At 61.6% G+C, this 22565-nt stretch carries 24 protein-coding genes and 3 tRNA genes; 21 read left to right on the plus strand and 6 right to left on the minus strand.

Annotated features, from left to right (window positions below; genetic code table 11):
* Positions 1-276 precede the first annotated feature (276 nt).
* The 12 genes from AC4OR5_RS23455 (at position 277) to AC4OR5_RS23510 (ending at position 9340) form a co-directional block, all read left to right on the plus strand.
* Entirely contained in the window at positions 277-576 is a 300-nt protein-coding gene (locus tag AC4OR5_RS23455) for a DUF4177 domain-containing protein (RefSeq protein ID WP_003109393.1), read from the plus strand.
* A gap of 92 nt (positions 577-668) precedes the next feature.
* On the plus strand, positions 669-1007 hold the full coding sequence (locus AC4OR5_RS23460) for an integrative conjugative element protein, RAQPRD family (protein WP_020751097.1): 339 nt from the start codon (positions 669-671) through the stop codon (positions 1005-1007).
* Positions 1004-1243, plus strand: coding sequence for a TIGR03758 family integrating conjugative element protein (locus AC4OR5_RS23465; RefSeq protein WP_023443559.1), 240 nt, complete (start codon positions 1004-1006; stop codon positions 1241-1243). Before AC4OR5_RS23460 ends, AC4OR5_RS23465 begins: the two co-directional genes overlap by 4 nt.
* A 17-nt stretch (positions 1244-1260) precedes the next feature.
* Entirely contained in the window at positions 1261-1617 is a 357-nt protein-coding gene (locus tag AC4OR5_RS23470) for a TIGR03745 family integrating conjugative element membrane protein (RefSeq protein ID WP_003109398.1), read from the plus strand.
* 10 nt (positions 1618-1627) lie between these two features.
* Complete coding sequence (locus AC4OR5_RS23475) at positions 1628-2014, plus strand: TIGR03750 family conjugal transfer protein (protein ID WP_003109399.1); 387 nt, start codon at positions 1628-1630, stop codon at positions 2012-2014.
* Entirely contained in the window at positions 2011-2670 is a 660-nt protein-coding gene (locus AC4OR5_RS23480) for a PFL_4703 family integrating conjugative element protein (protein WP_003109400.1), read from the plus strand. The genes AC4OR5_RS23475 and AC4OR5_RS23480 overlap by 4 nt, the downstream gene beginning before the upstream one ends.
* A complete protein-coding gene (locus AC4OR5_RS23485) occupies positions 2667-3551 on the plus strand; it encodes a TIGR03749 family integrating conjugative element protein (protein WP_003109401.1) in 885 nt (294 codons plus the stop codon). Before AC4OR5_RS23480 ends, AC4OR5_RS23485 begins: the two co-directional genes overlap by 4 nt.
* On the plus strand, positions 3535-5040 hold the full coding sequence (locus AC4OR5_RS23490; RefSeq protein WP_020751098.1) for a TIGR03752 family integrating conjugative element protein: 1506 nt from the start codon (positions 3535-3537) through the stop codon (positions 5038-5040). Before AC4OR5_RS23485 ends, AC4OR5_RS23490 begins: the two co-directional genes overlap by 17 nt.
* Positions 5018-5461 (plus strand): TIGR03751 family conjugal transfer lipoprotein, encoded by a 444-nt coding sequence (locus AC4OR5_RS23495; RefSeq protein WP_020751099.1) that lies wholly within the window; start codon positions 5018-5020, stop codon positions 5459-5461. Before AC4OR5_RS23490 ends, AC4OR5_RS23495 begins: the two co-directional genes overlap by 23 nt.
* Entirely contained in the window at positions 5461-8403 is a 2943-nt protein-coding gene (locus AC4OR5_RS23500; RefSeq protein ID WP_020751100.1) for a conjugative transfer ATPase, read from the plus strand. Before AC4OR5_RS23495 ends, AC4OR5_RS23500 begins: the two co-directional genes overlap by 1 nt.
* Positions 8400-8684 (plus strand): hypothetical protein, encoded by a 285-nt coding sequence (locus tag AC4OR5_RS23505; RefSeq protein WP_003086159.1) that lies wholly within the window; start codon positions 8400-8402, stop codon positions 8682-8684. The genes AC4OR5_RS23500 and AC4OR5_RS23505 overlap by 4 nt, the downstream gene beginning before the upstream one ends.
* On the plus strand, positions 8681-9340 hold the full coding sequence (locus tag AC4OR5_RS23510) for a DsbA family protein (RefSeq protein WP_011666760.1): 660 nt from the start codon (positions 8681-8683) through the stop codon (positions 9338-9340). Before AC4OR5_RS23505 ends, AC4OR5_RS23510 begins: the two co-directional genes overlap by 4 nt.
* Here AC4OR5_RS23510 and AC4OR5_RS23515 read toward each other — a convergent pair.
* The gene (locus tag AC4OR5_RS23515; protein WP_004347910.1) at positions 9337-9555 is read right to left on the minus strand and encodes a hypothetical protein; all 219 of its coding nucleotides are present in this window, start codon (positions 9553-9555) and stop codon (positions 9337-9339) included. The genes AC4OR5_RS23510 and AC4OR5_RS23515 overlap by 4 nt on opposite strands.
* A 208-nt stretch (positions 9556-9763) precedes the next feature.
* Here AC4OR5_RS23515 and AC4OR5_RS23520 point away from each other — a divergent pair, with 208 nt between their 5' ends.
* The 5 genes from AC4OR5_RS23520 to AC4OR5_RS23540 are packed head-to-tail and all read left to right on the plus strand — an operon-like array spanning position 9764 to position 14430.
* Positions 9764-10195 carry a TIGR03757 family integrating conjugative element protein gene (locus AC4OR5_RS23520; RefSeq protein ID WP_015503381.1) on the plus strand — a complete coding sequence of 144 codons (432 nt, stop codon included), beginning with the start codon at positions 9764-9766 and terminating at the stop codon, positions 10193-10195.
* Positions 10195-11133, plus strand: coding sequence for a TIGR03756 family integrating conjugative element protein (locus AC4OR5_RS23525; protein WP_023110947.1), 939 nt, complete (start codon positions 10195-10197; stop codon positions 11131-11133). Before AC4OR5_RS23520 ends, AC4OR5_RS23525 begins: the two co-directional genes overlap by 1 nt.
* A gap of 17 nt (positions 11134-11150) precedes the next feature.
* Positions 11151-12533: an integrating conjugative element protein gene (locus AC4OR5_RS23530; RefSeq protein WP_033987979.1), complete on the plus strand. Its 1383-nt coding sequence runs from the start codon at positions 11151-11153 to the stop codon at positions 12531-12533.
* Complete coding sequence (locus AC4OR5_RS23535) at positions 12533-12889, plus strand: hypothetical protein (protein WP_023110950.1); 357 nt, start codon at positions 12533-12535, stop codon at positions 12887-12889. The genes AC4OR5_RS23530 and AC4OR5_RS23535 overlap by 1 nt, the downstream gene beginning before the upstream one ends.
* Positions 12886-14430, plus strand: coding sequence for a conjugal transfer protein TraG N-terminal domain-containing protein (locus AC4OR5_RS23540; protein WP_023110951.1), 1545 nt, complete (start codon positions 12886-12888; stop codon positions 14428-14430). Before AC4OR5_RS23535 ends, AC4OR5_RS23540 begins: the two co-directional genes overlap by 4 nt.
* Positions 14431-14464: 34 nt before the next feature.
* Here AC4OR5_RS23540 and AC4OR5_RS23545 read toward each other — a convergent pair whose 3' ends face one another.
* The gene (locus AC4OR5_RS23545; RefSeq protein ID WP_023110952.1) at positions 14465-14815 is read right to left on the minus strand and encodes a DUF3742 family protein; all 351 of its coding nucleotides are present in this window, start codon (positions 14813-14815) and stop codon (positions 14465-14467) included.
* Between the two features lie 118 nt (positions 14816-14933).
* Here AC4OR5_RS23545 and AC4OR5_RS23550 point away from each other — a divergent pair, with 118 nt between their 5' ends.
* From AC4OR5_RS23550 to AC4OR5_RS23565, 4 genes are all read left to right on the plus strand, one after another.
* On the plus strand, positions 14934-15206 hold the full coding sequence (locus AC4OR5_RS23550) for a type II toxin-antitoxin system ParD family antitoxin (RefSeq protein ID WP_003086148.1): 273 nt from the start codon (positions 14934-14936) through the stop codon (positions 15204-15206).
* 3 nt (positions 15207-15209) lie between these two features.
* Entirely contained in the window at positions 15210-15560 is a 351-nt protein-coding gene (locus tag AC4OR5_RS23555; RefSeq protein ID WP_003117088.1) for a type II toxin-antitoxin system RelE/ParE family toxin, read from the plus strand.
* Between the two features lie 328 nt (positions 15561-15888).
* The gene (mobH, locus tag AC4OR5_RS23560) at positions 15889-17808 is read left to right on the plus strand and encodes a MobH family relaxase (RefSeq protein ID WP_023110953.1); all 1920 of its coding nucleotides are present in this window, start codon (positions 15889-15891) and stop codon (positions 17806-17808) included.
* The gene (locus AC4OR5_RS23565; RefSeq protein WP_012076887.1) at positions 17805-19154 is read left to right on the plus strand and encodes a site-specific integrase; all 1350 of its coding nucleotides are present in this window, start codon (positions 17805-17807) and stop codon (positions 19152-19154) included. The genes mobH and AC4OR5_RS23565 overlap by 4 nt, the downstream gene beginning before the upstream one ends.
* Before the next feature lie 354 nt (positions 19155-19508).
* Here AC4OR5_RS23565 and AC4OR5_RS23570 read toward each other — a convergent pair.
* The 4 genes from AC4OR5_RS23570 to clpB form a co-directional block, all read right to left on the minus strand.
* Positions 19509-19584 (minus strand) — tRNA-Lys (locus AC4OR5_RS23570).
* Positions 19585-19594: 10 nt separating this feature from the next.
* Positions 19595-19671, minus strand: a tRNA-Pro gene (locus AC4OR5_RS23575).
* Between the two features lie 9 nt (positions 19672-19680).
* Positions 19681-19756, minus strand: a tRNA-Asn gene (locus AC4OR5_RS23580).
* A gap of 234 nt (positions 19757-19990) precedes the next feature.
* The gene (gene clpB / locus AC4OR5_RS23585) at positions 19991-22555 is read right to left on the minus strand and encodes an ATP-dependent chaperone ClpB (RefSeq protein WP_003094682.1); all 2565 of its coding nucleotides are present in this window, start codon (positions 22553-22555) and stop codon (positions 19991-19993) included.
* Positions 22556-22565: the final 10 nt, after the last annotated feature.

The raw sequence follows: 22565 nt of genomic DNA on the forward strand, positions 1-22565 counted from the left end.
AGTATCTGCTCTCTAGCAAGTGAGCGTACTGAGCGAGCCATCAACCAGCTAATCCGTTGTGGGTTGAGTTTGTCGGCCACCTTTCTCTCTCGCATACCAACCAGATAATCCGGATACCCGAAATATATATGAAATATACACCCAGACGTCCATACGTGTCTCTAAACCCGCCAACCACCAGAAATTCACTGGTGCTAGGCCTAGTATTTTCGGTTGAGGCCCTCCTCCTGCTCTTGAAACCGTGCGGTTCTACTCGAACCACTCCAGGAGCACGTCATGAAGCAGACCTTCGAATACCATGTCGAGAACATCGACATTCCCTATAAAACCCTCACCAAGGGCGTCGCGATGTTCAAACACAAAGAAGACACCTTGGAACCCGACGACCACGCCTTGCTCAACCCTCTGCGCTGGGCCGAGGTCGTGCGTCTGGGCCAGGAAGGCTGGGAGCTGGTGAGCGTTCAGCCACTCATGCGGGGTGTAACCGAGATCGGCAATCAGAACGCCCAGGGCTGGGCCTGGGGCATCGCTCTGCCCGTCAGCTACCTGCTGTTTTTCAAGCGCGCAACCTCATAAAAAATACCCCGGCCCCGCGCCGAGTATTTCTTGCGGAATGGAATCAGGGCGATCGGCAAGCTGATCGCACCCTGATCTGCAAGAGATTCGCCGTGAACACTCCACATCAATCCCTTCGCCGAAGCTGCCTGGCCGTCTTGGCCTGCAGTGCGCTGGTCGCACAGGGAGCTTTCGCAGCGAGCGCCTCCGAGCAGGCGAACCTGGAGGTGATGATCCGGCAGCTCAACGCCCTCGAGGACACCGCCCACCGCAGTGCCCAGGGTGCCGATGAGCCCGGACAGCGCTTCTACTTCGACTACTCGCGCCTGGCCGCTGATCTGCAGCGCATCCGCCAAGGCCTGCAGGACTACATGACGCCCAGCCGCGCCCAACCGCGTGACCCTTCCGACCTATCTGGGGATTACACCCTGCGCGGAGGGCCGATGCCGTGAGCATGAGTGGAGCCCAAACATCAGCGTTCCAGGCCGCCGCTGGCTTTCCCCCATCGGCCGGCGAGGGGCTGTTCATTGGAGCAGCGATGACCTTCCTTCTGCTGTGGTCCGCCTGGGCGATGTACAGCACCTGGCGCGGCTGGGCCACCAACAACCTCGACAGCGCCACTGCCGGCGTTTCCGCGATACGGATCGTGGTCCTCCTCAGCATCACCTCTTTCTTCCTCCTCAGCTGACCCATACGGAGACACTCATGCTGAAATTCACCCTCCAGAAACTGTCCACCCTCTGCCGGCGCCTGGCAGCCATCTCTTTGGCACTCCCAGGTGTCGCCTTGGCTGCACTCCCCAAACCCGAGGCCCCTAGCCGTGGGGAAGGGTCGGGAATCATGCAAACCATCCAGAACTTCGGCTATGACGGAGCGATGCTCCTCGCGCTACTCATCTGCGTGGCTGTCTTTCTGGGAGTCTCCTGGCATACCTACGGCACCTATCACGCCATCCATGATGGGAAAAAGAAGTGGTCGGATCTCGGAGCGGGCGTGGCCGTAGGCATCGGCCTGCTGATCTTGATCATTTATCTCGTCACCAAAGCCACCACCATCATGTAAGGGCCTTCCCATGCCCGAAGAACATCTGTTTCAGGATGGGACCCTCAGCTTCCTGCCGACCCGTTTGAACCGGCAACCGGTGGTCATCGGCGGTCTGACTGCGGACGAAATGTGGATCACGGTCTTCACCAGCGGAGCAGCCGGGTTCGTTCTTGGCATCCCGGCTGCCTTGGTCGCAGGTAACGCGGCCTGCATTCCACTGGGCGCGCTGCTGGTCGGCGCCCTCGGCCTGGGTATCGGTAGCCGCGTCCTGCGGCGGATGAAGCGTGGGCGGCCCGACACCTGGTTCTACCGCCAGGTGGAGTTGGCTCTCACGCTGCGCTTTCCCGTCTTCGGCAACCGTCGCCTGGTGACGCGCTCCGGCGCCTGGACCAGTCGACGCACGGAGTCCCCATGAGTTTCAGAAAACACACCGCGCAACAGCAGGCTCACATCAACACCTTCCGATTCATCACCGGCTTCTTGTGCATGGTCATCGTGGTGCTGGCCTACTGCGTCTGGGAAGCCCGCAAGGACCTCTGGGTCCATATTCCACCTGACCTGCGCTCAGGGAGTACCCGGTTGTGGTGGGACATTCCGCCGGAAAGCGTCTATGCGTTTGGCCTCTACATCTTCCAGCAGGTACAGCGTTGGCCCAAGGACGGCGAGGTGGACTACAAGGGCAACCTGTTCCGCTACGCCGCCTACCTGACGCCTTCCTGCAAAGTCTTCCTGGAGAAGGACTTCGAGTTTCGTCGTAACGCCGGCGAACTCAGGGGGCGCGAGCGCACCACCTCGGAAATCCCCGGCCGGGGCATTGGCGAGAGCGATGGACGAGTCATCCAGCACTCGATCAATGACTGGACCGTCAACCTGGACATGGACAGCACGGAGTATTACGCCGGCGAGAAGATCAAGCGGGCGCTGGCCCGCTACCCGTTGCACGTCATCCGCGCCGACGTCGACCCGGAGACCAATCCCTTCGGCCTGCAGTGGGACTGCTACTCCGATACGCCTCAACGTATCGAACTCGAGGAGCCGGTCGCCCCCATCAAGCGGGAGGGAGGTCTATGATCCGGAAGTCGACAGCCACGCTCTTGCTGATGCTTGCCCTTCCCGCACTGGCACAAGCGGTGGAGATTCTGCGCTGGGAGCGCATTCCGCTGGCCATTCCGTTGACGGTCGGCCAGGAACGCATTGTATTCGTCGACAGGAACGTGCGAGTCGGCGTTCCTCGGGGCCTGCAGGGCAAGTTGCGCGTCCAGAGTACCGGCGGCGCGCTCTACCTGCTCGCCAACGAGCCGATTCCTCCAGCGCGCCTGCGCCTGCAGGACGCGACCAATGGCGAGCAGATGCTCATCGATATCGCCGCCACCGAGGCAGCGGCCGACCAACAGCCGCGCGAGCCGGTCAGGATCGTCGCCGGCGAGCCCGTGGCTCCGCACTATGGCCAGCCCCGGGAAGCCCAGCCATCGGCAGCAGCGAAACAGACCGAGCAGGCAGAAGCACCGAAGGCCGTGCCGCGCGAAACGCCCGTCCCCGTGGTTCTGACGCGCTATGCGGCGCAGATGCTCTATGCCCCGCTTCGCACGGTGGAACCGGTGGATGGCGTCGGTCAGGTGCGCGTCAAGCGACAGCTCGACCTGACCACCCTGCTCCCCAGCCTACCCATCACGGCTACCGCCTTGGGCGCCTGGCGGCTGGACGACTACTACGTCACGGCGGTGAAGCTGCAGAACGCCAACGCCCAGCACCTGGCCCTGGATCCCAGGGACCTGATGGGCAATTTCGTCGCCGCGACCTTCCAGCACCCGTACTTGGGGGCCCGGGGCGACGCTTCCGACACTACTACCGTGTATCTGGTGACGCGCGGCCGCGGCCTTGCCGACGCGCTCCTGCCCTCCTCCATCAGCCAGATCGATCCCAAAGGAGGCCGTCGTGGCGCTGACCGGTAATCCCCTCCTGAAATTGCTGGTCATCCCCGTCGTGATCGGCGCCATCCTGATCGGCGTGAGCATGATGGGCAAGAAGGAAAGCGCGCAGTCACAAGGCGCCGCAACTCCGACGGTAACGTCGGAAGAAGCGGCAACCCTGGGCATCGACGGCGACACGCCCGCCGACACACTACGCACCATCGTGGCAGAAAGCCGGCAGCTCAAGGACCAGATCAGCAAGGTGATCCAGGAGAATGACTCGCTCAAAGCCGCCAATGAGAACCTGCAGGGCCGCCTGCGCAACATCGATCAGAACATCGAGCAGAAGCTCAACAACACCGCCCAGGAGCTGCAGCAACAGCAGGAGAACCGTAGCCAGACGATCCTGGACCAGGTACAGAAACGGCTCGAGAACTTAACCCACATTCCCGAGACCGGCGACACCGACCTGCCCGTAGGATTCGGCGTGCGACCAGAGGATGGCCAGCACTTTCAGGGAGCGGGCTCGTCGTCATCGGACATCGTCTGGATCGAGCCCCAGGACGCCCGCGCGGTCGATGCCAATGGCCAGCCGCTGGCCGCCGGCTCCACCACCCAACCGAGCGGATTCAGCTTCCCGACCTCCTTCGGCAACGCCGTCGATCGCGGCCAGAACGCGCTGGAGCGGATCGATGACGGGCTGCACCCCGTCGGCCAACAGCGATCCGACCTGGAAAACCGCAAGCTCGTCCGCAAGACCTACACGCTGCCGCAGAACTCGACGCTCATGGGCTCGGTGGCCATGTCTGCGCTGATCGGTCGTGTGCCGGTCGACGGGACGGTCAATGATCCTTACCCGTTCAAAATCCTCATCGGCCCGGACAACCTCACCGCCAACGGCATCGAGCTGCCGGGCGTCGCCGGCGCGGTAGCCAGCGGGACCGCCTCGGGCGACTGGACACTCTCCTGCGTGCGTGGGCAGATCCGCAGCCTCACGTTCGTGTTCAACGACGGGACCGTGCGCACCTTCCCGGCGCCGGCCGAGGAGGTGAATGACAACCAGAGCAACAACAACCAGACCGCCAGCGCCGACCAGAAAACCATCCAGGGCGGCCTCGGCTGGATCAGCGACCCCTACGGCATCCCATGCATCGCCGGTGATCGCCGATCCAATGCCAAGGAGTACCTGGGCAATCAGAGCCTACTCACGGCTGCCGGGGCCGGCATCGCCAAGCTCCTGGACGCCGACGAGAACAACACTAGTACCGTCTTCAGCGGCAACGGCACCAGCTTCGGGACGACCGGAACCAACAGCAACTCGGCCCTCAACAGCATCCTCTCCGGCGGCGTCAGCGACATCCGTCAGTGGATGAACAAGCTGTACGGCGAGGCCTTCGCCGCCGTCTACGTGCAACCGGGCGCGCGCGTCGCCGTGCATCTCGATCAGCAACTGGCGATCGACTACGAACTCAAGGGCCGAAAGGTCGATTACAGCTCTGGAGCCGCTCATGCAACAGCAGACCTGGACTAACCCCCTTCTTCACTTCTGCGCCGGCCTGGCCTGCGCGCTGACCCTCTCAGCGTGCTCCACCAGCAAGGAGGAGATGCTGCCCCACGGCGAGGCCAACATGCTCGACGTCTGGGAACAAGGTGCAACCAGCTCGTTAGGCAACAGCCGTGGCCGGCTACTCCTCGATGCCAGGCAAACGCTGCGGCGCCCGATCGATCCGCAGCAGGTTGCCTCCGCGAACGACCAGGCCGACTACACCCGCACGGCCAGCAACGAGATCCACAGCCAGTTCAAACGACTGCCCAATCCCGACCTGGTCATGTATGTGTTCCCGCACCTGGCCGGCAGCGATCCCGCCCCGGTACCGGGCTATACCACCGTGTTCCCCTTCTACCAGCGAGTCCAGTACGCCATGCCGGGCGAGCGCACGGAGGACTACTGATGGGCCTTTTTCAAACCCTTCTGCGCGGTCGCACACAGCCTCAGTCGGTACCGGCAGACGCTCCCGAAGATTCAGGAGCGCTGGACGTAGCGGCTGCGGAAGAAGCGACTGAACGCTATCTGGCGCGACTGGCCGCCATGGGTATTCCTCTGCCCAACACCGGGAGCAAGAATGGCGCCACGCAGGCTGAAGCGTCACGCCTCTACGATCACGACCCATCGTTCGTCGACCTGCTGCCCTGGGCTGAGTACCTGCCCGACGAGCAGGTGATGCTCCTGGAAGATGGGCGTTCGCGCGCCGCGTTCTTCGAGCTGGTGCCCTTGGGCACCGAGGGCCGCGATCCCAATTGGATGCAGAACGCCCGGGACGCATTGAAAGAAGCCCTGCAGAACTCCTTCGACGAGCACGAAACCTCGCCCTGGATCGTCCAGTTCTACGCCCAGGACGAGATCAGCTGGGACAATTTCCAGGAGCAGTTGAGGCAGTACGTCCATCCTCGAGCGCGAGGATCGGCCTTCAGCGAGATGTACCTGGCGCTCATGAAGCATCACCTGGAGGGCATTTCGAAGCCGGGCGGACTGTTCGTCGACACCGCCGTCAGCAAACTGCCCTGGCGAGGACAACAGCGGCGCGTGCGGATGGTGGTCTACCGCCGGATCCGCAAGGCGGATGCGCAGATTCGCGGACAGGACCCGGCGGCATATCTGAAATCCATCTGCGAGCGTATCCAAGGCGGCCTGGCGAACGCCGGCATCGTCGCTTCGCGCATGGGCGGACAGGAGATCAGGAACTGGTTGATCCGCTGGTTCAACCCGCATCCGGATCACCTCGGCAAGACCGATGCGGATCTACGTCGCTTCTACGAACTGGTATGCCGGCCGGACGAACCGATCCTGCAGGACGAGTTGCCGCTGGCCGACGGCACTGACTTCTCCCAGAACCTGTTCTATAGGCAGCCTGTTTCCGATGCCACCCAGGGCGTGTGGCTCTTCGATGCCATGCCGCACCGAGTGATTGTGGTCGACCAGTTGAACAAAGCGCCGCTGACAGGCCACGTCACCGGCGAGACGCTCAAAGGCGATGGCCTCAACGCCCTGTTCGATCGAATGCCCGAGGACACGCTGCTGTGCATCACCATGGTCGTGACGCCGCAGGACATGCTGGAAGGGCATCTGCAACAGCTCTCGAAAAAGGCCGTTGGTGACACCCAGGCCTCGATCCACACCCGCGAGGACGTGGCCACCGTTCGACGCCTGATCGGCCGGGAGCACAAGCTCTATCGCGGAGCGATCGCTCTGTTCGTGCGCGGCCGCGACCACACCCAGTTGGAGGAACGCTGCATCACCCTGAGCAACGTACTGCTCGGCGCCGGCTTGGTGCCGGTCGAACCGCAGAACGAAGTCGGACCGCTGAACAGCTACCTGCGCTGGTTGCCCTCGAACTTCGATCCGAACGAAAAGCGGGCCCTGGAGTGGTACACCCAGATGATGTTCGCGCAGCACATCGCCAACCTGTCCCCCATCTGGGGGCGTACCACCGGTACCGGACACCCTGGCTTAACGCTGTTCAACCGTGGCGGCGCACCCTTGACCTTCGACCCGTTCAACAAGCTGGACCGGCAGATGAATGCCCACGGCTTCATCTTCGGGCCAACTGGCTCCGGCAAGTCGGCGTCCCTGACCAACCTCATCTGCCAGATGCTCGCCATGTACCTGCCGCGGATGTTCGTCGCGGAAGCGGGCAACAGCTTCGGCCTGCTGGCCGACTTCGCCAAGCGGTTTGGCCTCTCGGTCCACCGGGTCCGCCTCGCCCCGGGCTCCGGCGTCAGCCTGGCACCGTTCGCGGACGCCATCAAGCTGGTCGAGAGCCCCGACCAAGTGAAGGTCCTGGACGCCGAAGACATCGAGGCCTCGGACTCGGTCCAGGGCAGCAAGGCCGACCTCGAGGACGACCAGCGAGACATCCTCGGCGAGATGGAGATCGTCGCCCGCCTGATGATTACCGGCGGCGAAGAGAAGGAAGACGCGCGCCTGACCCGTGCCGATCGCAGCGCCGTCCGCCAGGCGATCCTGGCGGCGGCCAGGACCTGCGCCGCCGCGAACCGCACGGTACTCACCCAGGACGTGCGCGATGCGCTCTACGAGGCCTCCAGGAGCGATGGCACCGCGCCAGAACGGCGCGCGCGCCTGGCCGAAATGGCGGAAGCCATGCAGATGTTCTGCATGGGTGCCGACGGCGAGATGTTCAATCGCGAAGGCACGCCCTGGCCTGAAGCCGACCTCACCGTGGTGGATTTCGCGACTTACGCGCGCGAAGGCTACGCCGCCCAGCTCGGGATCGCCTACATCTCGCTGCTGAACACCGTGAACAACATCGCCGAACGCGACCAGTTCAAGGGCCGGCCCATCGTCAAGATCACCGATGAGGGGCACATCATCACCAAGCACCCGCTGCTGCTGCCCTACGCCATGAAGATCACCAAGATGTGGCGGAAACTGGGCGCCTGGTTCTGGCTCGCCACCCAGAACATCGACGACATCCCAGCCTCCGGGGCACCGATGCTGAACATGATCGAGTGGTGGTTATGCCTGAACATGCCCCCCGACGAGGTAGAGAAGATCTCCAGGTTCCGCGAGCTGTCGCCGGCGCAGAAGTCGATGATGCTCTCGGCCCGCAAGGAAAGCGGCAAGTTCACCGAGGGCGTGCTCCTGGCCAAGGGCAAGGAGTACCTCTTTCGTGTGGTTCCCCCGAGTCTCTACCTGGCCCTGGCCATGACCGAAAACGAAGAAAAGAACCAGCGCTACAGCATCATGCAAGCCACCGGCTGCGACGAGCTCGAGGCGGCCTTGCAGGTCGCAGCGGATCTCGACCAGGCGCGCGGCCTGCCACCCTTCCCCATTATTTTCCCAGACCAACCGGCAGTGGAGTGCCAGGACGAATGAGAGCTCTGAATTCGCTGACCCAGAACCTGATCGATAACCTGACCCAGATCCTGCAGAACCCCGAAGAAGATGCCCTGCAGACGCTCAGGATATGCGCTCCTGTACTGATCGAGGAGCTGCAGCAGATTCAACTGAGGGCGGTCGATCGCCGGGACATAGTCCCGCAGATAAAGCAGCTCCTGGATGAATGGCTGCAACAGCATCCACAGCCTGATACGGCCCAACAGGCGCTCATCGAGGCCGTGGACCGTGCGGAAATCCTACAGCGGAGGCAAGCGTGAGACTGTTGAAGGGCGGCTGGGCAGCGAAGCGATTTCAAGGTCCCGCCCTGCCCTGGGCGGGGCTGCTGCTGGTCTTGCTGGCTGCATCCGCCGTAGGGGTAGAGCTTCTGGTGAAGGGCCTGCCAGCCAACCACAGCCTCTACGGCGATGCGAAAGCGCGCTGGACGATCAATGAATACGCCGACCTGGAGTGCCCCTTCTGCAAGGTCTACACCCCGCGGCTTAAGCGCTGGGTAGACAGCCATCCGGACGTGAACCTGGTTTGGCGCCATCTTCCCCTGCAGATGCATGGCGAGGCGGCCCGCCACCAGGCTCGCCTGGTGGAGTGCGCGGGGATCCAAGGCGGCGCCAAAGCCTTCTGGAGCGCTATCGATGCGATCTTCGCTCAGTCGGCCGGCAACGGGGGCGGGCTGCCTGGCGGCACATTGGACTTTCCTGAACTGGACCAGGCTCGACTGGAGAAATGTGCGAAAGACAACGAACTTATTGACTCAGATATCAAGTTGGACATCGACATTGCACGGTCGAAGGGCATTACAGCGACCCCGACCCTCGTCATCCGGGACAACCAGACGGGACGAAGCGTGAAGCTTGAAGGCATGGCCGACGAGACCACGTTGCTGTCGGCGATAGACTGGCTAGCCAAGGATCTCTAGCGTCGCGCCAAGAGACTCTTGGCTAAGAAATCGGCGAGGATTCCAACATCCCTCTTTTGGGCCTCCAGGATGCACTGCACTTCACCTGGCAGAACCTCGACCTCCTCCCCATCCACAATCTTTACCATTCTCTTGCGGCCGGAGCTGGTGAGGCTAAGCCTCAACTCCATTGCCGGCCGAGCATTGATGTAAATGCTCTCGAGCAAGCGCTCCATGACTTCGACTACTCCCTAATATCAATTAGCCAGCTACATACAGGAATTATGCTACCCAGGACATGCAGGCGTCACCCCTACTTATGTACGTGGCAGCGCTCGATCACGGCTCGAAAAAATACACCACCTACGAGTTGATGATTTCCTGCTGCCCTATCGGAAGTGATCCTGTCTGCTGTCTGTACCTTTCTAGAACCGGTACAGACCCATGCCTCTTCATCACTCCCCCCCTGGCCGGCGGCCACAAACGCTGGCCGTTGGCGTACTACTGGTACTGCTGAGCGGCGCGAGCCAGGCCGAAACCTGGGTCATCACCGACAAGGCTCATCCGGTCTCTGCCACCGGATCGTCGCGTGTTCTGTTTCTGGACGCCCAGGAACACCTCGAAGAGCAACTGACTGCCGCCTTGCCCCAGGATCCACAGCATGCTCAAGCGGCGTTTAAGCGATTGCTACAAAGCCCCGATGGGCGCCGCCTGCAGGCAGAGCTGGTCAAGGCACAACAAGACGTCGCCGATGCGTGGAGTCTCGGTGTCGAGAAGATCCCTGCCGTAGTAGTCGATAGGCAGTACGTGGTCTACGGCGAACCGGATGTTTCGCGCGCGCTTGAGCTGATCGCCAAGGCCAGGAGGTCGCGCTGATGACCAGCCTCAACCTCCGCGGCCTGGCAGCGGCGGCCGCCACCTTCAGCCTCTCGTTCACGGCCTCGGCCGCGATCAACAGCGCTGCCATCGTCTCCTCCACCCTTTCCCCTCAGTGCCTCGAATACAAGGTCGTCGGGATCTGTTACTGGCTGCTCTGCGGCCCGCATGGCTGCAAAGTGAAGACGTCGGTCAAGGTCCGCCACTACGTGCCTGACGCAGTCGTCTCCAGCTACGCGAATACCGGGGGCAACCCCTGGACCGAGGTGTCGGCGCTGGGCGCACCGAATCCACTCGCCCAGGCCGGCAATGACGCGACCACCAACTACAAGGCCGAGAACAGCATCGGCCGCTTCAAGGAAGCGGATGTGATCGGCCATCCTGGCGGGGCCACGTTCAGCCGGTTCGCCAGCGCCTCTGGGTACGTTTGTCCTGGCGCCACCTTTCCGCTGGTGCCCTACTTCCTCAGCACACTGGACGCCATTGGCTGGCGGCATGGAATTCCCGAGCAGGTGTACCCCGAAGCGTTGATCCCAGGGCTGCGCGAGGTGGGTGGAATCTTCTCCGGCGACATGTGGGGGAACCTCTATCCGCGCAGCGGATTCCTGCACCAGACCGACGACTACAAGACGGCGGCCGTCATCGCCCAGCGCGCCGGCGACATCACCACGCGAATCGGCCAGCTCCACGTCTACCTCCCCATGCGCGCAGCCCCGAAGGACGGCTACTGGCCGGCGGGCGAGCTGAAAGAGGGCGATGCCTCGACCGGGAAATGGCAGGAGCTGACCCCATCCCTGAGCCTCAACTGCGCGGTGTTTCCCAACTCAGGGCCGAAGACGCAAGCCGTCGACGGCGATTACGCCTGGGCGCTCTGGCGTCCCTACTCCTGCTGCCAGCGCAAGGGGCAGATCTTCCTCGGCAGTACCGACTTCCAATAAGGACACGGAGACGAATCATGCGAATGAACATCACCTCGGTCGCGCTGATGTGGCTGCTCGCAGCGCAACTTGCCCAGGCCGACGACCCGATCAACGTGTCCAAGACCGGCACGGTGCTCAGCGACGAGGTCCTCTACAGCATTGGCGGCGGCAGTGCGGTGAGCATGGGCAGCGCCGGCCAGATGGACTCGATCGGCGTCGGCTTCGGCTGGAACAACGACATGATGTGCGGAAACATGAACCTGAGCACCACCCTGGAGAACCAGCTCAACGGTGCCACACAGGGTTTCCAGAACATCATGGGCTCAGTCATCCAGAACGCGACCGGCGCGGTCATGTCGCTGCCGGCGTTGATCATCCAGCGCGCGAACCCTCAGCTCTACAACCTGATCACCAATGGCATCCTGCAGGCGCGGATCGACTACGACCGTTCGAAAGGGACTTGCAGAGCGATCGCCGAGAAGATGGCCGACATCGCTGGCGAGCAGACCGGCTGGGGGAAAATCGCCGAAGGTCAGGCCCTGGGCGCCACGCTGGCCTCTGGCGGGAAAGACGCCGTATCCGCCCTCGAAGCAGTGGAGAAGAAGGGCGGTAACGATGGCGTAACCTGGGTCGGTGGAGACAAGGCCGGCGGCTCCGGCCAGAAGCCCATTCGCATCGTCAACGACGTGACCCGGGCGGGCTACAACCTGTTGACCAGCCGCTCGGTGAATGACTCGTCGAGAGTGCCTTCCGCCACTTGCAACAACGGCCTGGTCTGCAACACCTGGTCCTCCCCCCAGGAAGCCGCCGCATTCGCCACCCGGGTACTGGGGGAGCAACAGCAACAGACCTGCGAAGGCTGCCAGAAGACGGTGACGGCGGCAGGTGTCGGCCTTACCCCGTTGATCCAGGAGACCTACGACAAGAAGCTCCAGTCGCTGCAGGAACTGCTGTCGAAGAGGAAACCACTAACCGCAGAGAACCTGGCTGCGGCCGGCACCGATGCCTTGCCGATCACCCGCGGCGTCATCGAGGCGCTGCGCGACGAGCGTGACCAGGACGTCCTGGCGCGCCGCCTGGCGTCCGATGTCTCCCTGATGGACGTGCTCAGCAAGGCACTGCTACTGCAGCGCCTGATGTTCGCCGGCGCCAAGGAGCCCAACGTCGCCGCCAACGGCCTGGCCACCCAAGCCGTCGATCAGCAGACCAGCCTCCTGCAGCAGGAGATCTCCAATCTCAAGACCGAACTGGAACTCCGTCGCGAGTTGGCAAGCAATTCGCCCATGCGGGTCATCGAGCGCGGGCAACAGCGCGCCGCAGGGTCCAGTGGCGTGTTCGAGTCGGCGCCCGATGCCGATCGCCTCGATCGCCTGCAGGAACCCGCCAAAACCGACCGTAAATCCGAGGGGCGCCTCTGATGAACAAGCCAAACTCAGCTTTCACTGCGCGCAAGCTGCTGAGCATCACACTGCTTGGCCTGCTGATGCTACTCCTCCTATCGCTGGCCGGCCTTTTTCTCAGCGTGGTTGCCGTGCACTACTTCGGCGGTATTCAGGCTCTTGAGGCCTGGCGCGACCAGCACTACGACTCGCTACTGGCCTGGAGGCTCTGTCTGTACGGCCTGCTTGCGTTCGGCTGGCTGAAAGTGAAACAGAAGAGAGCATTCCCTGCGGCACAGCGCCCGCGCATCCTGCGCATCGAGCTGCTGGTCGTTCTCCTGTTCGTCTTGCTCGAATTCAGCAAAGCCTACCTTCACACGGGAGCCTCGGCATGACCTTCATGACCAATGACTACCTGGAGTATTACCTCACGCTCCTGGGCTGGATTATCAATAACGGGATCTGGAACATCATCTCCGATACCGGCATCTTTGCGATTCCCTTCATCACTATCGTCATTCGCGAGTGGCTGAAGGTACGCGGTGAAGGCGCCGATGAAGGCAACAAAGGCGTACTGGCCCTGGCTCGGATCGAAACCCAGATGTACATGGGCTACGTTGTCGTGGCGTTTGCCGGGATCCCCTTCATCCCCGTCAGCTTCGACACCCTCCAGTTCGACCAAACCCGCGCCCAGCAGTGCCAGTACAACCTGCCAGCACCGGCGGACACGGGCTGGTCGACCTCCTTCAGCAGCCTAGCCGGAAAAAGCGCGCATATGCCGATCTGGTGGGCAATGATGCATGCCTTGTCCAAAGGCTTCACCGCTGCCGCCGTTGCCTCCATCCCCTGCGGGGCAGACTTGCGGCAGATGCGCATGGAGGTGGACAACACCCGGATCAACAACCCGCTACTGGCTCAGGAAGTCGCTGACTTTTCCAGGGACTGCTACGGCCCCTCCCGCGCACGGCTGTTCATGCGGCAACCCGATCTGGGCTCCGTCGCCGAGGACAACAAGGCGCTGCAGGACCTGAACTGGATCGGCTCGCGTTACCTGCTCAACACTCCGGGCTACTACGACACCGACTACTCGAAGAGTCCCCGTCAGTCGTGGCCCTACAACGCCACCCGCGATGCTGGCCTGCCCCAGGTGGGCGGTGGTGGCGGCTACCCCACCTGCAAGCAATGGTGGGCTGACTCAGGGATCGGTTTGCGTGATCGGATCAAGGACCAGGTGGATCCGGACCTGATGACCAGCTTCCTCAAATGGGCGAAATGGCTGAACCAGGACGAGGTAACCGAGGCAGTCATTCGCCAGGTGATTTCACCCTCCAGCCAGGTCAAGGGCAACGTCTACACCGATTACGGCGGACAGGTCGGCGGTACCGCCTGGAATGGACTGGCTCGCGCCGGAGGTACCCTCGGTGTGGCAATGGGCAGTCTGGCCTACTTCCCGGCGATGGATATGGTGCGCCAGGCGCTGCCTATGGTGATGTCGTTCCTGAAGATGGCCATGGTCATCTGCATGCCGATGATCCTGATTATCGGCTCATACCAGTTGCAGGTGGCGATGACCATGACAGTGGTGTTCTTCGCGATGATGTTCGTCGACTTCTGGTTTCAGTTAGCCAGATATATCGACAGCACGATACTTGATGCCTTCTATGGCTCAGGATCACCGCACCTTTCATTTGACCCAGTCATGGGGCTGAATACGGCGACTCAAGATGCAATATTGAACTTCGTGATGGGGGCAATGTTCGTTATATTGCCCATGCTGTGGATAACTGCTATAGGCTGGGCAGGGATAAGCGTAGGCTCTGTCTTAAGTGGACTTCAAGCTGGAACAGACGCTGTTGGCAAAGCGGGAGCAAGGGCAGGAGACCTTGCTGAGACAGGTATAAAAACAGTATCTAGCGGCATCCAGAAAGGTAACTAATGCTGAACTTGGCCTGGTTCGACCAGGCCAAACCTCACTCATCGACACGCATACCATTAATATAATGACCATAGCCAGATAGACCATCACGGTAGCCATTATCGTGATCAAATAAGCTTGCCTTATCTTCATCACGATTAGCTGACATTAACTTCACATCCCCTTTTACTAAAGCAAATCCGATCAGTCCAAACGACATCAAAGTCATGAAAGCGCTGGCCAGCCAGGTAAAGTTCTGAGCAAAGATAACGAACAGCACCACGACCAGGCAGGTTCGCTTGACCCAGCGCACTGCAGGCCGACGATCATGCAGGCAGAAACGCACAAGCGTACCCAGACCAAAACCGATCCGGGAGGCAAAACCTTTGTTGGCGTGTGCGTTCATCATCAATCTCCTGGCTCCCAAAGGGAGGCATCCTGCTATCACCTATACGCCAAAAAAGATGATCTGGCAAGCCTTATGGCATATTATGCCACTAGCTATCTGCCGACTGGAGCACCTCATGGCAACTCGAAACGTCGTCCTTCCCGATCCGCTGGAGCAGGATATCAACGAGCTGGTGGAGACCGGCCGCTATCAGAATCGCAGCGAAGTCATCCGGGCAGGCTTGCGCCTGCTGCTGCAACAAGAAGCCCAGAATAGCGCCAAGCTCGAAGCCCTCCGCAACGCAACATCCAGTGGGCTGATGCAACTGGAACGCGGCGAGTACGACGAGATCACCAGCGACGACCTGGCCCAATACCTCGACGAGCTCGGCAACCAGGCGAGCCACTGAAGCATGGCCAAGTACCGCATCTCCCATGATGCCCAAGCGGACATCGTCGATATCCTGCGCTTCACCCACAACCGCTTCGGCGATGCCGCGCGCCGACGTTACCAGGCGCTCATCGGCGCAGCGCTGGAAGCGGTTGCGACAGACCCACAGCAGGTCGGCAGCATCAGCCGTGAAGAACTGGGAGCTGGGCTGCGCAGCATCCACCTCGTTTACTGCCGCTCGATGCCCAATGTCGGTAAGGTTGTTCGGCCCAGGCACTTCGTCTTCTACCGGGTGGCGACAGACCAGGTGCTCGAGGTGGTTCGCGTGCTTCACGACTCCATGGATCTGGATCAGCACCTACCCCAACGATGAGCAGCTGTAGCAGGAGCAAATGGCCCAAAGGGGAAATGGGCTTGAAGGGCGAAGGGAATGGTTCACAAGGGTAAAAGCCCTACCCGAAAGGGCCTGCCGGAAGGCAGAAAGGGCTGCGTTCGCGCCGGCGAACACGAAAAGGCTACGGGTGAACATCCACCAGCAGGTGCCCCATGGTTGAGCCTGGCCCAGTTCCTCCCAGGCAAAGCACAAGACCAAGATGGCATATTGCCAACAAAATACCCTTCCCCGCTACCGTTGTTTTATCGTTGTTGCCAGCCCCGATCTGGCGGAAAAGCCCGCTCCATGAATCGTCATGGAGCTTCCCATGTTTCAACTCCTTTCCTGGATCTCCAGGAAGCCGTCCCCCACCCCACCTACCAAAGCTGCCCCAGGGGGATTCCTCCCTCCTCTGAGCAGTATGGAACTACTCGGCACGCCTCGCCGCCGGCAGCTGCTGGAGAACATCTGGCAACGTGCCTCGCTATCCAAGCAGCAATTCGAGGAGATCTATCGGCGGCCACTGGCCAACTATGCCGAGCTGGTCCAGCAGCTCCCTGCTTCGGAAAACCATCACCATGCCCATCCAGGCGGGATGATCGATCACGGCCTGGAGATCGTGGCCTACGCACTCAAGGTACGGCAGACCTACCTGCTCCCGATCGGCGCAGCGCCGGAGTCACAGTCAGCCCAGGCTGAAGCCTGGTCGGCCGCCGCGGCGTATGGCGCCCTGGCTCACGACATAGGCAAGATCGTCGTCGACCTGCAGGTTGAGCTACAGGACGGCAGCACCTGGCACCCTTGGAACGGACCGATCAACCAGCCATACCGCTTCAAGTACGTGAAGCCCCGCGAGTACCAGCTCCACAGCGCTGCCTCAGCACTCCTCATCCACCAACTGCTACCGCGCACTGCACTCGATTGGCTCAGTCGCTTTCCAGAGTTGTGGGCTCAATTGATCTACCTGTTCGCTGGGCAGTACGAGCACGCCGGGATCCTCGGCGAGATCATAGTGAAGGCAGACCAGGCGTCTGTGGCGCAGGAGCTCGGGGGGAATCCTGATCGAGCACTGGCCGCACCGAAGCAGTCGCTGCAGCGGCAGTTGGCAGACGGCCTTCGCTTCCTGGTGAAGGACAAGTTCAAGCTGAATCAACCTGGCGGTCCGTCCGATGGATGGCTGACCCAGGACGCACTCTGGCTGGTAAGCAAGCCTGCAGCCGATCAACTGAGAGCCTACCTGCTAGCCCAGGGTATCGAGGGGGTGCCCTCCTCCAACGCGCCGTTCCTCAACATGCTCCAGGACCAAGCCGTCATCCTGACAAATGCCGAGGACAAGGCCATTTGGACGGCCACGGTAGACAACGGTGCTGGATGGAGAAACAAGTTCACGCTGCTCAAGATTGCTCCAGCCCTGATCTGGACAGACCCTGCCGAGCGTCCCGCCCCCTACAGCGGATCACTCGTCGTTGCAGATGGAAACACCTCCACGGAAAAGTCGGAAACAACCTGCGAAATCCCCAACGAACCGGTTGAACAGCTACAGGTACCAGAAGCCAAGATGACGCTCCGCCAACCTGCGCCGAGCGTTGCGAATCCGCCAAATGAGATGCGGGCGATTGCGAAACCCTCAACTGATGATCAGGAAGAAACAGACGATTTGTATGCACTTCTTGGTAATATCAATTCGCCACCAGAAGAGCTAGACACTAGCCACGACTCGCCGGCTGCTTCTCCTACGAACACTCGCGGGGAGGAGAACCTACAGCAGCCATTAGGAACCGCGGAGCCAGCAGATTGCGCTCCCGAAACAGTTGAAGACATATTTATGCCTAGCAGAAGCACTGATCTGGGACAGGGATTCGTTGGCTGGATGAAAGCTGGCATCGTGGCCCGCCGCCTGTTCATCAACGACACCAAAGCCTTGGTGCATACCGTCGACGGGACCGCCATGCTGGTCACGCCAGGAATCTTCAAGCGTTATGTCCAGGAGCACCCAGAGCTCGAAAAGCTGGCTCAGGCCAAGGAAACGACCGGTTGGAAGCTGGTGCAGCGCGCGTTCGAGAAACAGGGTCTACACCGGAAGACCAGTAAGAACCTGAACATCTGGACCATCAAGGTATCAGGTCCGCGCAAGACGAAAGAACTCAAGGCCTATCTGCTCCAGGATCCGACCTTGCTGTTCCCTGAGCAGCCCCTGGACAACCCAAGCCTTACCGTCATCAACGATGCTGAAGGGGGTGCACAATGACCCCGCTTCAGCTCACCGAGGAGTACCTCCTCGCGCATGACTTACGCGAGGCCAGCCAGAAGACCTACCGGTCAGCTGCTCGCGCCCTGATCCGCCACTTCGGCCCAGCCGTCTCCGTACAGGAGATAACCCACCGCAACATACTGGAATGGCGCCGCGAAGTCCTGGAGCAGGGATTGTCCAAGCGGAGCTGGAACACCTATTCGAGCCACCTGCGCACCATCTGGGGACATGCCATCGAGTCCGAACTGTTGACGCACACCCAGGTGAATCCTTTCAATAAAACCGGCGTGATTCCACCGAAGCGACCCAGTAAAACCGTGGCGCTCGATGCCATACAGAACGCACGGGCCTGGCTAAAAGTACAGGAGAGCTCCGAGCACTGTACGGGCGAGCGCGCCCAGATCACCCCGGCCTGGTTCTGGCGATGCGTCTTCGAGACGTTCTACGATACCGGCATCCGCCTCAATGCCCTGCTGTGCATTCGCAAATGCGACGTGCAGTGGGACAACCGAATCATCGTGGTGCGCGGCGAGACGGAAAAGACCCACCGGGAATTCTCCATCCCCATCACTGACGGCATGGCTCCCCACATACATCGACTCCTGAATGAAGCCGAGACTGCGGGAATCAAGAGCACGGATCAATTGTTCAACGTCAATCGCTTCTCGCCCCATTACTCGCGCCAGGAAATGAACAGCGATCAGGTCGAAGCCATGTACCGGAAGCTGACGGAGAAAGTCGGCGTGCGCATGACACCGCATCGCTTCAGGCATACGCTGGCGAGTGACCTGATGAAGCAGCCCAAGCGAAACATCCATGTCGCCAAGAGCCTGCTGAACCACTCGAACATTCAAACGACGATGAGCTACATCGAAGTGGACCTGGATCAGATGCAGGCCGTGCTCGACGAAAGGCGACAAGCGCACGATGCGTTGAGACACCGGCACAAAATCGACTACAGCCGCTCGCCACAGGCTGCCGCGCCGGTTCCGCCTTCTCGCTCCGAGCAGCCATCGGCTGCACAGCCACCCTCTTCACGCGCCAAGCAACCATCGGCAACGCGGGCTGCACGGCCTGCCGCCCGTGCTCGTGCGCCGGAGTCGGCTCAACCAGTGACGCGCTTGTCTCTTCCCCCTCCTGTCATCAGCGAGATGCCGTGTCTTGGTGTCGAGAGCAGGGCTTCGCCACCGCCAGAGCGCTTCGAGCAGACGGTCGTGATGGGCTTGATAGCGCAGTACATGGCACGCTCTGCCTCAGCGGTAATGACCGCGGCGAGGCCGGAACAGGGGCGCTCACCCCGGTGGGGGGAGTGCCAGCCAAAGCGGGATTACCTAGCACGATGAAATGCAGGCAGCTTTCCGACGAGCGGTAAGCCCGTTGTAACTCGATCGCCCGCCCGGTAGAAAGACGGGAATGGCCGAGAGCATCCGGTTTCCAGGCGTCAACATGCTGGCGGAGACGTGTACAGCGGTGTGCCCGCTCATCTACCCCCTTTAATCGCTGATTACACCGGGGGCGTTTTGGCACGTCTGTCAGAAGGAATCAGGGGCCCAAAAACGAAGAAACCCACCAATTACGGTGGGTTATCTCATATTGACATCATGCCAGAGGGGGCCTAATGTTCGCGGCAGACGGCTGCGTGCGGCTAATATGCGCTTGGCTTCTTCACCCGCTATCATCACACCCGCTTTTCAAAGTGGTGGGTCGTGTAGGATTCGAACCTACGACCAATTGGTTAAAAGCCAACTGCTCTACCGACTGAGCTAACGACCCAAGTATGAGGTGGTCGGGGTAGAGAGATTCGAACTCCCGACATCCTGCTCCCAAAGCAGGCGCGCTACCGGACTGCGCTATACCCCGATTGGAAGTTGGCTCCGCGACCTGGACTCGAACCAGGGACCCAATGATTAACAGTCATTTGCTCTACCGACTGAGCTATCGCGGAACGTCTTTCTTCCAACCCTGGACGCTTCCGGTGTTGCTGGATTCGCGTCTCAGAGGCGCGCCATTTTACGGATGCGCGCGGGCATGTCAACCCTCTGATCCAAAAAGTTTTTCTTCTTTTTCCACGAGCGGCAAAACGGCCCTTCCACTGCATGGGGCAGCGCTCTCGCGCCTACCGGACGCCCATGAAAAAGCCCCGCCGAAGCGGGGCTTTCCCTGTCCGTCCACGAAGAGGTCAGGCGAAGACGATCTCGTCGCCTTCCACCTTCGCCGAGATACTGGCACCCGGCGCGAATTTGCCGGCCAGGATCAGTTGCGCCAGCGGGTTCTCGATCCAGCGCTGGATGGCCCGCTTCAGCGGGCGTGCGCCATAGACCGGGTCGAAGCCGACGGCAATCAGCTTGTCCAGCGCCTCCTGGCTCAGTTCCAGGCTCAGCTCGCGCTCGGCCAGGCGCTTGCGCAGGCGACCGAGCTGGATCTCGGCGATGCCGGCGATCTGCTCGCGAGCCAGCGGCTCGAACACCACCACTTCGTCGATCCGGTTGATGAATTCCGGACGGAAGTGCGCATTGACCGCGTCCATCACTGCGGCACGTTGCGCCTCGCGGTCGCCGGCCAGCTCCTGGATCTGCGCCGAACCGAGGTTGGAGGTCATCACCACCACGGTGTTGCGGAAGTCCACCGTACGCCCGTGACTGTCGGTCAGGCGTCCGTCCTCGAGCACCTGGAGGAGAATGTTGAATACATCCGGATGGGCCTTCTCCACCTCGTCCAGCAGCACCACCGAGTAGGGCTTGCGGCGGATCGCCTCGGTCAGGTAGCCACCTTCCTCGAAGCCGACGTAGCCCGGAGGCGCGCCGATCAGGCGGGCCACCGAGTGTTTCTCCATGAACTCGGACATATCGATCCGCACCAGCGCCTCCTCGGTATCGAAGAGGAACTCGGCAAGCGCCTTGCACAACTCGGTCTTGCCCACCCCGGTCGGGCCGAGGAAAAGGAACGAGCCGCTCGGCCGGTTCGGATCGGCGAGGCCGGCGCGCGAACGGCGCACGGCGTTGGACACGGCGACTACCGCCTCGTCCTGGCCGATCACTCGCCGATGCAGCTCCTGCTCCATGCGCAGCAGCTTCTCGCGCTCGCCCTCGAGCATCTTCGACACCGGGATACCGGTCCACTTGGAAACCACCTCGGCGATTTCCTCGTCGGTCACCTTGTTGCGCAGCAACTGGTTCTCGGTCTTGCCGTGCTGGTCGACCATCTGCAGGCTGCGTTCCAGGTCCGGGATGGTCTGGTACTGGATGCGCGCCATGCTCTCGAGGTCGCCCTTGCGCCGCGCCGCCTCCATCTCCTGCTTGGCCTGCTCGATCTTCTGCTGGATCTGCGCCGAGCCCTGTACCTCGGCCTTCTCGGACTTCCAGATCTCCTCGAGGTCGGCGTATTCGCGCTCGAGCTTGACGATATCCTCCTCCAGCTTGGCCAGGCGCTTCCTGGTGGCTTCGTCGTCTTCCTTCTTCAGCGCCTCGCGCTCGATCTTCAGCTGGATCAGGCGACGGTCGAGACGATCCAGCTCCTCCGGCTTGGAGTCGATCTCCATGCGGATGCGGCTGGCGGCCTCATCGATCAGGTCGATGGCCTTGTCCGGCAGTTGCCGATCGGTGATGTAGCGGTGCGACAGCTTGGCCGCGGCGATGATCGCGCCGTCGGTGATGCTCACCCCGTGGTGCACTTCATAGCGTTCCTTGAGGCCACGGAGGATGGCGATGGTGTCTTCCTCGCTCGGCTCGTCCACCAGCACCTTCTGGAAGCGGCGCTCCAGCGCGGCATCCTTCTCGATGTACTGGCGATACTCGTCGAGGGTAGTAGCACCGACGCAGTGCAGCTCGCCGCGCGCCAGAGCCGGCTTGAGCATGTTGCCGGCGTCCATGGCGCCTTCCGCCTTGCCGGCGCCGACCATGGTGTGCAGTTCGTCGATGAACAGGATGACCCGACCTTCCTGCTTGCCCAGTTCGTTGAGGACCGCCTTCAGGCGTTCCTCGAACTCGCCGCGGAACTTGGCACCGGCGATCAGCGCCCCCATGTCCAGGGCCAGCAGGCGCTTGTCCTTGAGGCCGTCCGGCACTTCGCCGTTGATGATGCGCTGGGCCAGGCCCTCGACGATGGCGGTCTTGCCGACGCCGGGTTCGCCGATCAGCACCGGGTTGTTCTTGGTCCGCCGCTGCAGGACCTGGATGGTCCGGCGGATCTCGTCGTCGCGACCGATCACCGGGTCGAGCTTGCCTTCCTCGGCGCGCTTGGTCATGTCGACGGTGTACTTGTCCAGCGCCTGGCGCGACTCCTCGACGTTCGGGTCGTTCACCGCTTCGCCGCCGCGCAGGTTGGCCACGGCATTCTCCAGCGCCTTGCGCGACACACCCTGGCCGAGCAGCAGCTTGCCGAGCCTGGTGTTCTCGTCCATCGCGGCCAGCAATACCAGCTCGCTGGAGATGAACTGGTCGCCCTTCTGCTGGGCCAGGCGGTCAGCCTGGTTGAGCAGGCGTGCGAGATCCTGGGACAGGTTCACGTCGCCGGTCGGGCTCTGGATCTTCGGCAGCGCGTCGAGTTCTTTGTTGAGGCCGCTGCGCAGGGCGGCGATATCGAAGCCGACCTGCATCAGCAGGGGCTTGATCGAACCGCCTTGCTGCTCGAGCAGGGCGGAAAGCAGGTGCACCGGCTCGATGGCCGGATGGTCATGGCCAACGGCCAGGGACTGGGCGTCGGAGAGCGCCAGTTGCAGCTTGCTGGTCAAACGGTCTATTCGCATGGGTCGTCCT

The organism is Pseudomonas sp. YA1 (assembly GCF_058680555.1).

Excerpts from the sequence above, each read along its gene's own strand:
- clpB (WP_003094682.1), bottom strand. The coding sequence starts at position 22,555 with ATGCGAATAGACCGTTTGACCAGCAAGCTGCAACTGGCGCTCTCCGAC.
- AC4OR5_RS23540 (WP_023110951.1), top strand. The coding sequence starts at position 12,886 with ATGACCTTCATGACCAATGACTACCTGGAGTATTACCTCACGCTCCTG.
- AC4OR5_RS23500 (WP_020751100.1), top strand. The coding sequence starts at position 5,461 with ATGGGCCTTTTTCAAACCCTTCTGCGCGGTCGCACACAGCCTCAGTCG.
- AC4OR5_RS23565 (WP_012076887.1), top strand. The coding sequence starts at position 17,805 with ATGACCCCGCTTCAGCTCACCGAGGAGTACCTCCTCGCGCATGACTTA.
- AC4OR5_RS23470 (WP_003109398.1), top strand. The coding sequence starts at position 1,261 with ATGCTGAAATTCACCCTCCAGAAACTGTCCACCCTCTGCCGGCGCCTG.
- AC4OR5_RS23495 (WP_020751099.1), top strand. The coding sequence starts at position 5,018 with ATGCAACAGCAGACCTGGACTAACCCCCTTCTTCACTTCTGCGCCGGC.
- AC4OR5_RS23550 (WP_003086148.1), top strand. The coding sequence starts at position 14,934 with ATGGCAACTCGAAACGTCGTCCTTCCCGATCCGCTGGAGCAGGATATC.
- AC4OR5_RS23555 (WP_003117088.1), top strand. The coding sequence starts at position 15,210 with ATGGCCAAGTACCGCATCTCCCATGATGCCCAAGCGGACATCGTCGAT.
- AC4OR5_RS23475 (WP_003109399.1), top strand. The coding sequence starts at position 1,628 with ATGCCCGAAGAACATCTGTTTCAGGATGGGACCCTCAGCTTCCTGCCG.
- AC4OR5_RS23485 (WP_003109401.1), top strand. The coding sequence starts at position 2,667 with ATGATCCGGAAGTCGACAGCCACGCTCTTGCTGATGCTTGCCCTTCCC.
- AC4OR5_RS23505 (WP_003086159.1), top strand. The coding sequence starts at position 8,400 with ATGAGAGCTCTGAATTCGCTGACCCAGAACCTGATCGATAACCTGACC.
- AC4OR5_RS23455 (WP_003109393.1), top strand. The coding sequence starts at position 277 with ATGAAGCAGACCTTCGAATACCATGTCGAGAACATCGACATTCCCTAT.
- AC4OR5_RS23480 (WP_003109400.1), top strand. The coding sequence starts at position 2,011 with ATGAGTTTCAGAAAACACACCGCGCAACAGCAGGCTCACATCAACACC.
- AC4OR5_RS23545 (WP_023110952.1), bottom strand. The coding sequence starts at position 14,815 with ATGAACGCACACGCCAACAAAGGTTTTGCCTCCCGGATCGGTTTTGGT.
- AC4OR5_RS23530 (WP_033987979.1), top strand. The coding sequence starts at position 11,151 with ATGCGAATGAACATCACCTCGGTCGCGCTGATGTGGCTGCTCGCAGCG.
- AC4OR5_RS23520 (WP_015503381.1), top strand. The coding sequence starts at position 9,764 with ATGCCTCTTCATCACTCCCCCCCTGGCCGGCGGCCACAAACGCTGGCC.
- AC4OR5_RS23515 (WP_004347910.1), bottom strand. The coding sequence starts at position 9,555 with ATGGAGCGCTTGCTCGAGAGCATTTACATCAATGCTCGGCCGGCAATG.
- mobH (WP_023110953.1), top strand. The coding sequence starts at position 15,889 with ATGTTTCAACTCCTTTCCTGGATCTCCAGGAAGCCGTCCCCCACCCCA.
- AC4OR5_RS23525 (WP_023110947.1), top strand. The coding sequence starts at position 10,195 with ATGACCAGCCTCAACCTCCGCGGCCTGGCAGCGGCGGCCGCCACCTTC.
- AC4OR5_RS23535 (WP_023110950.1), top strand. The coding sequence starts at position 12,533 with ATGAACAAGCCAAACTCAGCTTTCACTGCGCGCAAGCTGCTGAGCATC.